Origin of the sequence: Pseudoxanthomonas sp., assembly GCF_035999195.1 — a bacterium.
Classification (GTDB): Bacteria; Pseudomonadota; Gammaproteobacteria; order Xanthomonadales; family Xanthomonadaceae; genus Pseudoxanthomonas_A.
In genome coordinates this window covers 1-13,766 of the sequence record NZ_DASYGY010000007.1, presented here as the reverse complement: position 1 = coordinate 13,766, position 13,766 = coordinate 1, and the positions used below count along the sequence as shown (strand labels likewise).

At 65.2% G+C, this 13,766-nt stretch carries 15 protein-coding genes; 11 read left to right on the top strand and 4 right to left on the bottom strand.

Going from position 1 to position 13,766, the window contains the following annotated elements; genetic code table 11:
- Positions 1–19 precede the first annotated feature (19 nt).
- Complete coding sequence (locus tag VGN58_RS04700; RefSeq protein WP_327482169.1) at positions 20–565, top strand: NADPH-dependent FMN reductase; 546 nt, start codon at positions 20–22, stop codon at positions 563–565.
- 62 nt (positions 566–627) lie between these two features.
- Here VGN58_RS04700 and ubiM read toward each other — a convergent pair whose 3' ends face one another.
- Both ubiM and VGN58_RS04690 read right to left on the bottom strand, forming a co-directional pair.
- Positions 628–1,857: a 5-demethoxyubiquinol-8 5-hydroxylase UbiM gene (ubiM, locus tag VGN58_RS04695; RefSeq protein ID WP_327482168.1), complete on the bottom strand. Its 1,230-nt coding sequence runs from the start codon at positions 1,855–1,857 to the stop codon at positions 628–630.
- Between the two features lie 88 nt (positions 1,858–1,945).
- Positions 1,946–2,809 carry a YgfZ/GcvT domain-containing protein gene (locus VGN58_RS04690; RefSeq protein WP_414710749.1) on the bottom strand — a complete coding sequence of 288 codons (864 nt, stop codon included), beginning with the start codon at positions 2,807–2,809 and terminating at the stop codon, positions 1,946–1,948.
- 39 nt (positions 2,810–2,848) lie between these two features.
- Here VGN58_RS04690 and VGN58_RS04685 point away from each other — a divergent pair, with 39 nt between their 5' ends.
- From VGN58_RS04685 to lolD, 9 genes are all read left to right on the top strand, one after another.
- Positions 2,849–3,034, top strand: a complete 186-nt coding sequence (locus VGN58_RS04685) for a DUF1674 domain-containing protein (RefSeq protein WP_327482607.1) — start codon at positions 2,849–2,851, stop codon at positions 3,032–3,034.
- 58 nt (positions 3,035–3,092) lie between these two features.
- Positions 3,093–3,485 (top strand): succinate dehydrogenase, cytochrome b556 subunit, encoded by a 393-nt coding sequence (gene sdhC, locus VGN58_RS04680; protein ID WP_327482167.1) that lies wholly within the window; start codon positions 3,093–3,095, stop codon positions 3,483–3,485.
- Positions 3,482–3,865, top strand: coding sequence for a succinate dehydrogenase, hydrophobic membrane anchor protein (gene sdhD / locus VGN58_RS04675; RefSeq protein WP_327482166.1), 384 nt, complete (start codon positions 3,482–3,484; stop codon positions 3,863–3,865). Before sdhC ends, sdhD begins: the two co-directional genes overlap by 4 nt.
- Before the next feature lie 5 nt (positions 3,866–3,870).
- Positions 3,871–5,661 (top strand): succinate dehydrogenase flavoprotein subunit, encoded by a 1,791-nt coding sequence (gene sdhA / locus VGN58_RS04670; RefSeq protein ID WP_327482165.1) that lies wholly within the window; start codon positions 3,871–3,873, stop codon positions 5,659–5,661.
- Positions 5,662–5,767: 106 nt separating this feature from the next.
- Positions 5,768–6,550 carry a succinate dehydrogenase iron-sulfur subunit gene (locus VGN58_RS04665; protein WP_055944159.1) on the top strand — a complete coding sequence of 261 codons (783 nt, stop codon included), beginning with the start codon at positions 5,768–5,770 and terminating at the stop codon, positions 6,548–6,550.
- A gap of 4 nt (positions 6,551–6,554) precedes the next feature.
- Positions 6,555–6,986, top strand: a complete 432-nt coding sequence (locus VGN58_RS04660) for an MAPEG family protein (protein ID WP_327482164.1) — start codon at positions 6,555–6,557, stop codon at positions 6,984–6,986.
- Positions 6,983–7,231 (top strand): succinate dehydrogenase assembly factor 2, encoded by a 249-nt coding sequence (locus tag VGN58_RS04655; protein WP_162109200.1) that lies wholly within the window; start codon positions 6,983–6,985, stop codon positions 7,229–7,231. The genes VGN58_RS04660 and VGN58_RS04655 overlap by 4 nt, the downstream gene beginning before the upstream one ends.
- Before the next feature lie 410 nt (positions 7,232–7,641).
- The gene (locus VGN58_RS04650; RefSeq protein ID WP_327482163.1) at positions 7,642–8,889 is read left to right on the top strand and encodes a lipoprotein-releasing ABC transporter permease subunit; all 1,248 of its coding nucleotides are present in this window, start codon (positions 7,642–7,644) and stop codon (positions 8,887–8,889) included.
- Positions 8,882–9,589 (top strand): lipoprotein-releasing ABC transporter ATP-binding protein LolD, encoded by a 708-nt coding sequence (gene lolD / locus VGN58_RS04645; RefSeq protein WP_327482162.1) that lies wholly within the window; start codon positions 8,882–8,884, stop codon positions 9,587–9,589. Before VGN58_RS04650 ends, lolD begins: the two co-directional genes overlap by 8 nt.
- A 27-nt stretch (positions 9,590–9,616) precedes the next feature.
- Here the strand turns inward: lolD and VGN58_RS04640 are convergent, their stop codons facing one another.
- On the bottom strand, positions 9,617–10,045 hold the full coding sequence (locus VGN58_RS04640; RefSeq protein WP_327482161.1) for a hypothetical protein: 429 nt from the start codon (positions 10,043–10,045) through the stop codon (positions 9,617–9,619).
- 642 nt (positions 10,046–10,687) lie between these two features.
- Here VGN58_RS04640 and VGN58_RS04635 point away from each other — a divergent pair.
- Complete coding sequence (locus tag VGN58_RS04635) at positions 10,688–11,680, top strand: IS30 family transposase (protein ID WP_327482160.1); 993 nt, start codon at positions 10,688–10,690, stop codon at positions 11,678–11,680.
- 775 nt (positions 11,681–12,455) lie between these two features.
- Here VGN58_RS04635 and VGN58_RS04630 read toward each other — a convergent pair.
- Entirely contained in the window at positions 12,456–12,785 is a 330-nt protein-coding gene (locus tag VGN58_RS04630; protein ID WP_327482159.1) for a hypothetical protein, read from the bottom strand.
- Positions 12,786–13,766: the final 981 nt, after the last annotated feature.

The window sequence follows — 13,766 nt, the reverse complement described above, 5'->3', positions numbered from 1 at the left end:
CATCCCCCGAGGAACGCACATGGTCACCCATCGCATCGGCGTCATCATCGGCAGCCTGCGCGCCGGCTCGTTCAATCGCCAGCTGGCCGGCGCCGTACAGGCGCTGGCGGGCGACCGCTTCGCGTTCGAGGAGATCGGCATCGGCGACCTGCCGCTCTACAACCAGGACGACGATGGCGATTTCCCGGCGGCGGGCCTGCGTTTCAAGCAGCAGGTGGAAGCCTGCGATGCCCTGTTGTTCGTCACGCCGGAGTACAACCGCTCCATCCCGGGCGTGCTGAAGAATGCCATCGACATCGGCACCCGCCCGGGCGGCAGCAATTCGTTCGCCGGCAAGCGCGCCGGCGTGATCGGCACGTCGCCCGGAGCGCACGGCACGGTGTCGGCGCAGCAGCATCTGCGCAACGTGCTGGCGGCGGTGGATGTCGCGGTGCTGCCACAGCCGGAAATCGCCATCCAGTACCGCGAAGGGCAGATCGACGCGGACGGCCTGGTCACCGATGAGCGCCTGCGCAAGCGACTGCAGTCCTTCCTCGATCGATTCGACGCCTGGCTCGCCGCGTAGCGTGCGGATGCGCACGACGCCATGTCCGTCAACCGCCCGTGAGGTCGTGCGCGCGGCGCGCGCTACGGTCGCAGGCGCTCCAGGCCGTCGCGCAGACGCTGCAGCGGATGGCGGTCCAGGGGGCGTTCGTCGGCCAGCGTATGCGCCAGGACGCGCCGGAACGGCGTGAGCCGCCGCCCCGCCCGCAGGAGGGATTCGCGCACCAGGCGCGCGGGCGCGCGGTCGTTCGTGTACAGCTCGACGATGGCGCGGGTCGCCAGATGGAGCGGACGGGAGCCGCGGCGGTGGCGGCGCTCGTAGCGGGCCAGGCCCCCGGCACCGCCCAGGTCACCTCCCCATCGCAGTGCCTCGCGCGCCAGGTCGGCGAGCCGCTCCACGCTGGCCAGGCCCAGATTGAAGCCATGTGCCGTCACCGGATGCATGCCCACCGCCGCGTCGCCTGCCAGCGCGAATCGGCGTCCGACGAAGCGGCGCGCGTAGACGCCGACCAGCGGATACACGTGCCGACTGCTCTCCAGGCGCATGTGCCCGAGGCGGTGCCCATAACGTTGTTCCATCTCGCATGCGAAGGCATCCACGTCGAGCGCGGCCAGTCGCCGTGACGCGTTGTCGGGCAGGGTGACCACGACCGAGGACAGGTGCTCCCGCAGCGGCAGCAGCGCCAGGGTCTGCCCGTGGCCGAACCACTCCCAGGCCACGCCGCGGTTCGGCTGCTCGTGGTGCATCCGGCAGACCAGCATGCTCTTGCCGAAATCGTACTGGTCCGCCGCGATGCCCATCGCGCGCCGTGTCTCGGAGAACCGGCTGTCGGCCGCGACCAGCAGGGGGGCTTCCAGGCGCAGGCCATCGCCGAGGATCACTTCGGCGTGGTCGTCGGTCGTGCGGACCGCATGGATGCGCACATCGTCGAACAGGTCCAGCCCGGGCAGATCGCAGGCCACCCGCCAGGCGGCCTCGCGGATGCGGTGATTGGGCGCCAGCATGCCCAGTGCCGGCTTGCCCGCCAGCGTCGCCTCGATGCGCATGTCGTGCAGGCCGTCGCCTTCCATCACCCGCGCCGCGCGCAGCGGCGAGCATTCGTCCTCCGGCAGGTGCTGCCAGAGGCCGAGTTCGCGCAGCAGGCGCATCGAGGCGTGGGTCAGGGCGATCTCGCGGCCGTCGAATGCGGGCTCGGCGATCGCCGCGCGCGGCTGGCGTTCCACCAGCGCCACCTTCAGGTCGAGATCGCACAGCGCCTTGGCCAGGCACAGGCCGGTCGGGCCGGCGCCGATGATGATGACGTCATGCTGCATGCGCGTGTCCTGATGCCGGAGTAACGGCAGTCTAGGCACGTCCGGTGCCGCGTCATTGACGTGGATCAATCGCCACGCAGGCAGCCGCTCAGCGGCGCAGGCCATCCAGCAGAGGTTGCCTCACGAGGGGATGCCCCTCGACCGTCAGGCCGGTACCGGGGTGTTCCAGCGGCATCACCGCGAGCAGCACGCTGCCTTCGCCATCGTGTGCTACGCAGGCCACCTCGCCGATGTCGCGCTCGCCCTCCCGCACCGGCATCCCCTCGTCCATCCTGTGCGCTGTGACAAAGCAGTGCAGGGAGCGCTTGGCCTTGCCGAGGAAGTGGGTGCGCGCGACGATTTCCTGGCCGGGATAGCAGCCTTTCTTGACGCTGTACGCGGACAGCCGGTCCAGGGCGAGCTGTTGCGGCGTCCACTGTTCGCGCTGCGAAGCGGACAGGCGGGGCAGGCCGTGACGCAGGTCGGCGATCCGCCATGCGGCCTGCGCCACGGGATCTTCCGCCGCCGCGGGGCCGATCCGCCATGTGCGTGGGCCGCCGTCGCCACCGAGATCGAGTTCTAGCGCGCCACTTTCCCCGTCGAACGCGGCGCCCAGGGCCCGCTCCGGCGCGGCGAACGCACCGCCGACGGCGATGCCTTCCGGTACCGCGATCTTCAACTTTCGTCTAAACACGAAACGCCGCAACGCATCGGCAAGCGCCTCGGCGGGATGGTCGGGCAGCACCAGCCAGAGCAGGTCGTCGGCGCGCCGGACGAGCGCAAACACTGCCATCACGCGTCCCTTCGGTGTCAGCCACGCATTCCACTGCCAGTGCCCGGGCGCGAGCGACGCGACATCGTTGGCGAACTGGGCATGGGCGAATGCCATGGCATCGGGCCCTTCCAGCGCGACCACGGCGTGATCGGGAAGGGCGAAAACCGGTGGACTGGTACGGGAAAGGTTGTCAGCCACGGGGGCGGGGATTAAAATTTTGTGCGTTGCGAGACCGCCATGATAGGTCAAACTCCCCCGATCCCCGACCCCGATTCCGGAACACAGCCGTCCGACACCGCGCCGCCGACCACAGGTGCAGGTACGGGAGATTCGGCCGTGCAGAAGGAGATCGGCGGCCGCGACGGGCCCGAGCCCACGCGTTACGGGGATTGGGAAAAGAACGGCCGCTGCATCGATTTCTGAGCAGCGTACGTAAAGCCAACGCGGTCCAACCGCCCAGCCGAGACAACGAGCGCAACGAATGGCGACTCCACAACGTCCGCTTTCCCCCCATCTGCAGGTCTACCGTTGGCAGATCCAGATGGTGACCTCCATCCTGCATCGCGCCACCGGCATCGTGCTGGCCGCCGGTGCGCTGCTGATCACCGCAGGCCTGGTGGCCCTGATGATCGGCCCCGATGCCTGGAACTGCGTCACCGGCATCGCCGGTGCCTGGTACGGCCAGCTGTTCCTGTTCGGCTGGACCTGGGCCTTCGCCTACCACCTGTGCAACGGCATCCGCCACATCGTGCAGGACTTCGCCATCGGCTACCGCATCGCCACGTTCGTGCGCAGCAGCTGGCTGTCGGTGATCGGCAGCCTGGTCATCACGGCCCTGGTGTGGGCCTATGTGCTGTTGGGAGCTGGCGCATGAGCAACTTCCGTACGCCCATCAAGAATGCACGCGGCCTGGGCTCGGCCAAGACCGGTACCGAACATTTCGTGCACCAGCGCCTGACCGCCACCGCGCTGGTCGCGCTGACGCTGTGGTTCCTGGTGTTCGTGCTGAGCCTGGCCGGCGCGGATTACGTGACCGCCACCGCCGCCATCGCCAAGCCCTGGAACGCCATGCTGCTGGTGGGATTCCTGGTCGCCATGTTCTGGCATGCGCAGCTGGGCCTGCAGGTCATCCTGGAAGACTACATCCACAACTCGCTGCTCGCGCTCGCCGTGCAGACCACCGTCAAGTTCATCGCCGTGCTGGGCGCCATCGTGAGCGTCTTCGCCGTGGCCCGCATCGCGCTGGGGAATTGAGCCGCATGTCCGCTTACAAGATCACCGAACACAAGTACGACATGGTCGTGGTGGGCGCCGGCGGTGCCGGCCTGCGCGCGACCTTCGGCCTGGCGGCCAAGGGCCTGCAGACCGTCTGCCTGACCAAGGTCTTCCCGACCCGCTCGCACACCGTGGCGGCGCAGGGCGGCATTTCCGCCGCGCTGGGTAACATGGGCGAGGACGACTGGCGCTACCACTTCTACGACACCATCAAGGGCTCGGACTGGCTGGGCGACCAGGACGCCATCGAGTACATGTGCCGCGAGGCCATCCCGGCCATCATCGAGCTGGAGCACTACGGCGTGCCGTTCTCGCGCACCGAGGACGGCAAGATCTACCAGCGCCCGTTCGGCGGCATGACCACTAAGTTCGGCGAGGGCCCGCCGGCGCAGCGCACCTGCGCCGCGGCCGACCGTACCGGCCACGCCATGCTGCACACGCTGTACCAGCAGTCGCTGGCGCACGATGCGCGCTTCATGGTCGAGTACTTCGCGCTGGACCTGATCTTCGACGAGGAAGGCGCCTGCCGCGGCGTGCTCGCCCTGGACATGGCCACCGGCACCCTGCACCTGTTCCGCGCCCACGGTGTGGTGCTGGCGACCGGCGGCTACGGCCGTGCCTACTTCTCGGCGACCTCCGCGCACACCTGCACCGGCGACGGTGGCGGCATGGTGATGCGTGCCGGCCTGCCGATGCAGGACATGGAGTTCGTGCAGTTCCATCCCACCGGCATCTATGGCGCCGGCTGCCTCATCACCGAGGGCGTGCGTGGCGAAGGCGGCATCCTGCGCAACAGTAACGGTGAGCGCTTCATGGAGCGCTACGCCCCGCACTACAAGGACCTGGCCTCGCGCGACGTGGTCAGCCGCTCGATGACCATCGAGATCCGCGAAGGCCGCGGCGTGGGCGAGCACAAGGACCACATCCTGCTCGACCTGACCCACCTGGGTCCGGAAGTGATCAACGAGAAGCTGCCCGGCATCGCCGAGAGCGCCCACATCTTCGCCGGCGTGGACGTGACCAAGCAGCCGATCCCGGTCATCCCGACCGTGCACTACAACATGGGCGGCATCCCGACCAACTACCACGGCGAAGTCGTGCGCAAGGTCGGCGACAATCCGGATGCGGTGGTGCCGGGCCTGTACGCGATCGGCGAGGCTGCCTGCGTGTCGGTGCACGGGGCCAATCGCCTCGGCTCCAACTCGCTGCTGGACCTGGTGGTGTTCGGTCGTGCGGTGGCCAACCGCTGCGCCGAGACCATCAAGAGCGGGTCGGCGCACAAGCCGCTGGCGGGCGACGCCTGCGACAAGGCGCTGTCGCACCTGGACAAGCTGCGCAACGCCAACGGCGACACGCCCACCTCGGTAATCCGCGACAACATGCAGCGCACGATGCAGGCCGATGCCGCGGTCTTCCGCACGAGCAAAACGCTGAAGGAAGGCTGCGACAAGATGGCCGACATCTTCTCCAGCTTCCAGGACGTCAAGGTCAGCGACCGCTCGCTGGTCTGGAACTCGGACCTGATCGAGACCTACGAGCTGCACAACCTGCTGCTCAACGCCGTGGCCACGATCAACTCGGCCGAACAGCGCCACGAGAGCCGCGGCGCGCACGCGCACGAGGACTTCCCCGAGCGCGACGACGAGAACTGGCAGAAGCACACGCTGGTCAACGTCGCCGACGACGGCACGTGCAGCTTCGATTCCCGCCCCGTGCACATGTACACGCTCAGCAACGACGTGGACGTGGTGCCGCCGAAGCCGCGCGTTTACTAAAGCCGTGAATGGTGATTCGTGATGGGTGATTCGCCGGCCGCTCCAGGTGCCGCCATCCGCATCTTCGAATCACTAATCACTCATCACGAATCACGGACTTAAAGCCATGGCCGAATTTTCGCTCCCGAAGAACTCGCGCGTCACCAAGGGCAAGCACTTCCCCGCGAAGGGCGCCAAGAACGTGCGCACCTTCAAGGTGTACCGCTGGAACCCGGACGACGGCGCCAATCCGCGCACCGACACCTACGAGATCGATCTGGACAAGTGCGGGCCGATGGTCCTGGACGCGCTGATCAAGATCAAGAACGAGATCGATCCCACGCTGACGTTCCGCCGCTCCTGCCGCGAAGGCATCTGCGGCTCGTGCGCCATGAACATCGACGGCACCAACACGCTGGCCTGCACCAAGGCCATCGGCGACTGCGGCAAGGCCGAAGTGCCGATCTATCCGCTGCCGCACATGGACGTGGTGAAGGACCTGGTGCCGGACCTGACCCATTTCTACGCGCAGTACGCCTCGATCAAGCCATGGATCCGCACGCAGACCCCGGCGCCGCCGGACCGCGAGCGCCTGCAGTCGCCGGAAGACCGCAAGAAGCTGGACGGCCTGTACGAGTGCATCCTGTGCGCCTGCTGCTCGACCAGCTGTCCGAGCTACTGGTGGAACGGCGAGCGTTACCTGGGGCCAGCGATCCTGCTGCAGGCGTACCGCTGGATCATCGACTCGCGCGACGAAGACACCGGGGCGCGCCTGGACGATCTGGAAGATCCGTTCAAGCTGTATCGCTGCCACACCATCATGAACTGCGCGCGCACTTGCCCGAAGGGCCTGAACCCCGCGCTGGCGATCGCCGAGATCAAAAAGTTGATGATGGCGCGTCGCGCCTGACCGCATGGCCGATGCATCCGCCACGGCGATCCTCTGGCCCGCGGTGGCGATGGCCGGCCTGACCTTGCTGGTGTGGGTGAGGCTGTACCAGCTGCGGCTCGGCGAGATGGCGCGCAAGCGCATCGATTCCCAGGCACTGGCCAGTGCCGCCGATTCGGTGCGCCTGCTGGTCGACACCCGGGCATCCGACAACTTCCGCAACCTGTTCGAGTTGCCGGTGCTGTTCTACGCCGGCGTGCTGCTTGCCGCGCAGATCGGCGTGGCGGACGCCGCGTCGATCGCGCTGGCGTGGGCCTTCGTCGCCTTGCGCGCCGTGCACAGCGTGGTCCACTGCACGTTCAACCACGTCATGACCCGCTTCGTGGCCTATGCGCTGGCCACACTGGCGCTGATCGCGTTCTGGGTGCGCCTGGCCCTCGTGCTGGGGGCAGCATGAGCGACGATCCCGAACTCAAGCGTATCCGCTGGCGCTGCCGCCGCGGCATGCGCGAGCTGGACCAGTTGTTCGATCGCTACCTGGCGCGTTGCTGGGCGACCGAATCCGAGCCGCAGCGGGTGGTTTTCCTACGCCTGCTCGATTGCGAGGACGATAAGCTCTGGCGCTGGTTCATGGGCTACGAGCACTGTCCCGATGCGGAACTCGCCGCGCTGGTCGAACGGATCCGTCAACTGCCGGCTTGAGTGGCGGCCGTCGCGCCTGCTGCAGGCGGCATTGGTCCTGCTGGGCGTGCTCGGCGCGGCGTCCCTCCTTGCCAGCGAGATGCCACGTCCGTTCGCCTGGCCTGCCGCCGTAGCCGCACTCGGGTACGGCCTGTGGCGAGCGCGATGGGAAGGGCGGAAGCCCTTCCTGGCGTTCTGGTTTCCCGGCAACGACCGGGTGCCGACGGTCGATGGCCATCCGATGATCGAGGCGCAGCTGCGCTGGCGGGGACCGCTGGCGTTCCTGCGCTGGAGGGAAAGCCCCGGGGGACCTTGGCGCCACGCGGCCTGGTGGCCAGACACGCTGCCGGCCCCGAAACGGCGTGAACTCCGGCTTGCTGCGGACGACGGGAACGCTGGGCTACACCGGAGGGATCGGGCACCATAGGCCCATGTTCAAACCCATTCCTGTCGCCATCGGCCTGCGCTATCTCCGCGCCAAGCGCCGCAACGGTTTCATCTCCTTCATCTCGCTCGCCTCGGTGCTCGGCATCGCCTTGGGCGTGATGATCCTGATCACCACCCTGTCGGTGATGAGCGGCTTCCAGCGCGAGATACGTGATCGCCTGCTGCAGGCCACCGCCCACGCGACGGTCAGCGGCGCGGGCGAGGCGATGCAGGACTGGCCGCTTGCAACCAAGGTCGCGATGGCCGACTCCCGCGTCTCGGGCGCCGCGCCCTTCATCCACGTGCAGGCCATGCTCACCGGCAATGCCGATCCGCAGGGCGCGCTGGTCACCGGCATCCTGCCGGGCGAAGAGCCCAAGGTTTCGGTGATCGGCGACAAGATGAAGCAGGGCAAACTGGATTCGCTGCAGCCGGGCCAGTTCCACATCCTGCTCGGGCAGGAACTGGCGGCGTGGCTGCGCGTCGGCGTCGGCGACAGCGTCGTGGTCACCGCCGGCGACTTCCAAGGAACGCCAATGGGTGCGATGCCCAAGATCAAGCGCTTCACCGTCAGCGGCATCTTCTCGGTCGGCCACAACGACGTGGACCGTAACCTGGCGCTGGTCCACATGGGCGACCTGCAGCGCGTACTGCGGATGGGCGACGGCGTCACCGGCGTACGGCTGAAGCTGCACGACATGTACCAGTCCTGGGACGTCGCGCGCGACCTGGCGCTGCGGTTGCAGGGTCCGTACCGCATCAGCGACTGGACCAGCGAGAACGCCAACCTCTACCACTCGCTGAAGATGGAAAAGACGGTGATGGGCATCCTGCTGTCCTTCATCATCCTGATGGGGGCGTTCTCGCTGGTGAATTCGCAGGTGATGCTGGTGACCGACAAGCAGGCCGACATCGCCATCCTGCGCACGCTCGGCCTGACGCCGCGTGGGGTGATGCAGGTGTTCATGGTGCAGGGCGTGCTGATCGGCGTGATGGGCACGGTGCTGGGCGTGATCGGCGGCATCCTGCTGACCATCAATCTGGAATACATCCTGGCCGCCATCGAGGCGGTGTTCAAAGTGACGCTGCTCCCGCCCGACGTGTACTACATCACTGGGCTGCCGTACGAACTGAGCGGCAGCGAAGTCGTGACGATCGCGGCCGTGGCACTGACGATGAGTTTCCTGGCCACGCTGTATCCGGCGTGGCGCGCCGCCCGCACCCAGCCCGCGGAGGCGCTGCGCTATGAATGAGGTCATCCGTTCCGCCGTGGTTTACGCCGAAGCGCTGGGCAAGACCTACGCCGAAGGCAAACTGCGCACGCCGGTGTTCGACGGCCTGGAACTCAACGTGCAACCCGGCGAGACCGTCGCCATCGTCGGTGCCTCCGGCGCGGGCAAGAGCACGCTGCTGCACCTGCTCGGTGGTCTGGACACACCGACGTCGGGCGAGGTGTATGTCGCCGGCAAGAAGATGTCGGCGCTCTCCGACGCCGCACGCGGCCAGCTGCGCAATCAGGCGCTCGGCTTCGTCTACCAGTTCCACCACCTCCTGCCCGAGTTCACCGCGCTTGAGAACGTCATGATGCCGGTGATGCTGGGTGGCGTGGGGGTGGAAGCCGCGTCGGGCAAGGCGAGATTGCTGCTGGAATCGGTCGGCCTCGGCCACCGGCTGACGCACAAGCCGGGCGAGCTGTCCGGTGGCGAGCGTCAGCGTGCCGCGGTGGCACGCGCGCTGGTCAACCAGCCGGCTTGCGTGCTGGGCGACGAGCCCACGGGCAATCTGGACGAGAAGACGGCGGCGACGGTGTTCGAGCTGATGCTCGACCTCAATCGTGCGCACAAGACCAGTCTGGTGCTGGTAACCCACGACCGTCGCCTGGCACGGAGGCTGGACCGCGTGCTGGAGCTGCACGAAGGCAAGCTGCGCGAACTGGCCCGCGACGCCGTCTGAGCGTCGTCGGGCAGCCCGCCTCGGGCATCAATCGATGCGGGAACGGCGCGTGCGTGCGCCGATCAAGGTAGCCAGCCACGCCATCGGCAAGTAGGCGAACAGCAGGTCGACGGCCTTGAACCACGTGGGCGCCGGGATCATCAAGCTCGCAGCAATCCCCCCGCACAGGAACAGCGCGCCGATCACCCAGGCGAACAGCGCCTTGCGGCTGCCGGCGATCCCGTAGGCCAGCAGCGCCCCGACCAGCGTGCCCACTGCATGGGCGAGGAAGGGCGCGATGAAGTGCTTCGGCTGCAGCAGGGGCATGGCCTGTTGCAGGCCTTCGGCAGTGGTCATGTCGACGCCAGGCGGCGGCGGAACCAGCGCGGGCGCGAGCATGACGATCGCCATGTTGGCCAGGCTGCCGACGAGAAGGCCGGTAATCACGGCCGCGATATTGCGCAGGAGGTTCGGCATGGTGGTCTCCCGGTGGTGGACGGGATCTTACGCCTGCACGCGGCGGGGGGGGGGCGACGATGCTCGGACGCGGGCTCATCCGTGTACTGCTTGCTGCTGCCCATAAACACGTCGGTCATTGCCATCAGTTATCGCGTCCGGATGTCTACGAGAGGCTGGCCGGTCCAGCCTGGGCGGATAACGCCATTGGACTACGGCGGAGATAATTGCCTCGTCGTAGCCGACGGGTTGACCAGTACTGCGGCCCACAGGGTGCCACTCCGCAGAGACGATGGCGGGTGACTGCACGTGTCCTGCGGCATCAATGACGAAAGAAACCTGGGCTTTACCAGTGAACTCGTTGTGCAGCTTGGGCGGCAGCTTGGGCGTGACAGTAGATACCGGGACAAGCCCGGAAGAGCAGCTAGGAGGCGATCCAGCTGCGCATGCGCTCAGCGTGGTGCCAAGAAGCAAGACCATCAAGCCGCATGCTGCTCTCATGGCAAGTCTAACACCAGAATTAAGCCGACCCGCGAAGCGGGTTCGGCTTGAATGAATTGTTAGGCCTCGCAGGTTAACAAAGTAAGTGCAACACCTGCGCCGCCCGGTGAAGAGGTGAGCTGGCAGACTGGAAGGGACTTCTCCGGCAAGAGACGATCCCGTATGTACTGCCAGCTCACCGAGCCGGAACGATACACCCTGTCCGTGCTCAAGCGGCAGGGCTGCTCGCTTCGCCGCATTGCCCGGATCCTGGAACGCCACCCCAGCACGATCAGTCGCGAGGTTCGCCGCAACGCGACGGTGGCGCAAGGCAAACCCCGTCCGCTGTATGTGCCCAGCAAGGCGCAGGAGCATGCCAATGGGCGACGCCGCCGCAGCCGACGCGTGAAGCAACACGAGCAGGCCGTGTACGCGCATGTCGAATCCCTGCTGGTGCAGCAACAGTGGAGTCCGGAGCAGATCGCCCATCACTTGCCTGAGCAGATCGGCGCGTCGATCAGCCACATGACTATTTACCGCCATGTGCGCCGCGACCAGCGGCAAGGTGGGCTGCTGTACAAGCACCTGCGGCAAGGAGGAAAGCGACGACGTAAGCGTACCTATGGCCCGGAGACACGAGGGAAACTGGCCAACAAGCCGATGATCGACACGCGACCCGGTTCCGTTGAAGGGCGGCAGGAGGCTGGGCACTGGGAGGGCGACACGGTGATGGGTGTCTCAGGCGAGCGGGACTGCCTACTGACCCTGGTTGAGCGCAGCACGGGATTGGCGTTGGTGATGAAGCTGCCACATCGCACGGTGAGTGCGGTCAATCGCGCCGCGCTCCGCGCCATGCAAACCAGCGGGCTGCCCTTCACGACGATCACGTGGGACAACGGCACGGAGTTCCATGGCTATCGCGCCTTGGAGCACGCCGCAGGCATCCGCTGCTACTTCGCCTATCCGCACCACCCATGGGAGCGTGGCAGCAACGAGAACTTCAACGGCCTGCTGCGCCAGTACTTCCCGAAAGGAAAGAGCCTGGCACGGATCCGTCAAGCCGACTGCAACGCCGTTGTCGCTAAACTCAACCAACGACCGAGGAAACGCTATGGCTTCCAGACCCCGAAACAACGATTGCAGCAAACATCACGGGTGTTGCACTTGGGGTGTTAATTCACCTGGCGTGCTAGTTGACACGGTCCACCATCAGATTGTCACTATGAGCCGCCAACGAGTGAATGACAAAGCCAAGAACCTGATCGAAGAGTCGTCCGCTCCCTTGCCCGGCTACCGAAACGTACGGTGACTCGTCATTTGACTCGATGAGACGGACAGCTACCTTCTCACGTGAGTCCGATAGATCAACGTGATACTCGTTGCCGCCCTGAAACTCGGGCCAACTCTGTAAAGACGCAGCCAGATCAGTCGGCAGCGAGAAGTACGAGAGTATGTGCACTTCACGGGATGTCATTGCAGCCACCTAACACCAGAATTAAGCCGACCCGCGAAGCGGGTTCGGCTTGAATGAATTGTTAGGCCGCAGCCAGCATTTACCGCGAACCCCACTCATAGTTGACCTCCGCGACTTATGTGCAACTGGCCCACAGCAATGAATGCTAAGGCAAACCATACAACGGAAAAGATCGCTCCAAGCAACATGCCTCGCGACATTGAGCCTCCTGACCGTGTACATAGTCGAGCATTGAGTCCGGCGAAAAGCAGGAGCGCGAGTCCCGCAAAAGCAAAGTGGAAAGGCCAGTAAAGTAATAGGCTCAGACCAACACCAGGACTTTGACCAAGACCAGCTGCCACTAGCTCAGCTAGTACGGGGACGAACAAGAGGCCGATACCAAGAACCACATTTCTTTGGAGCGTCTGCATAGCTCGATCTGCGGCCTAACGCCTGAATTAAGCCGACCCGCGAAGCGGGGTCGGCTTGAATGAATTGTTAGGGGGCACCGCCGCCAATGGCAAGCTCCCCGCCGATACGCACATCCTTGCCGTACTTGAAGCTACGGTCAGCTACAACAGTGCCAGCACAGCGCAAAGAGGCAAGATGACCTTTGCGTGAGGGGCCGACAATAAAGCTTTCGCGGAAGCTGCCGGCGACCACACGCTCTACAGCGGCGCCGCCGGAGCCAATTGCACGGACTGAAAGAGCGCAGTTTGAATCAGAGGGCGTGGAGCCGGTGACGTAGATCTGTCCATCAGCCGGGCCGAAAGAGAGGCAACCGGCAAGTGCCGTGCAAATGAAGGCCAAAACTAACAGCAGTCGCATGAGCTTCCAGTGCCCCCTAACACCTTGAGTTAAGCCGACCCGCGAAGCGGGTTCGGCTTGAACGAACTGTTATGCAGCCTGGGTAGTAGGTACCCCGGACTGTCGAAGCGATCTTAGCCGGGAAAGCCGAGCGAAGGGACAATCACTGGATGGGGTGGGGACAGTGAGTGGCCCAGGCTTTTGCAGCCGAAGTCGACGGCGCCGCCGATCCGAAAGCCATGAAGCCCTCCTTGTGCCAAGCGGCGCGGACGCCCTATGTCCGAAGACGAGTGAAGCGAAGCAGAAAACAGTCAGGTGCCGAGTTGCGCCAGCGGCCGACCAACGCCGAAGCCAGCGACACAACGGAGTCGCCGCATTACCGAAGCCGACAACACCAAAACACCGACCCACGCATAACACCTGAATTAAGCCGACCCGCGAAGCGGGTTCGGCTTGAGTGAACTGTTAGCGCCCGCCAACGCAAACACCGAACATCCGAGTGACAGGGCCGGTAATTAGCGCTCCGATGATTGAACACGGTGTGCCCCACAAAAGGACTGCTACGTAGATCATTGAGGCGCCACCGCCGGCATATGGGCGGACGCAATCAGTGTAATAGGAAAATACAAGCCACGGTGCAAACAAGAGGCACGCCCCGACCGCTCTTAGTGGGTTTGCAGTGGCAAGTGAAATGATTGCTGGGAGCAATGGAACCATCAGAAAGACGCCCAAGACCGCCAGGAAAGCAAGAAAGTCATGGCCATAGCAAGCGAAGCTATTGAACGCTTGAATGCCAACGACGCCGAGAATGGCGGCGATTCCGAAAAGGACGGCTCGGTTGCGACCAATCACCATAGGGCGCTAACACCAGAATTAAGCCGACCCGCGAAGCGGGTTCGGCTTGAATGAATTGTTAGGGCTCACGCCCCGCATGCTGGTACGACGGCGGGTGCCGGACTCATGTACGTAACCTCTCCCGCACAGATTTGATAAGCAAATGAA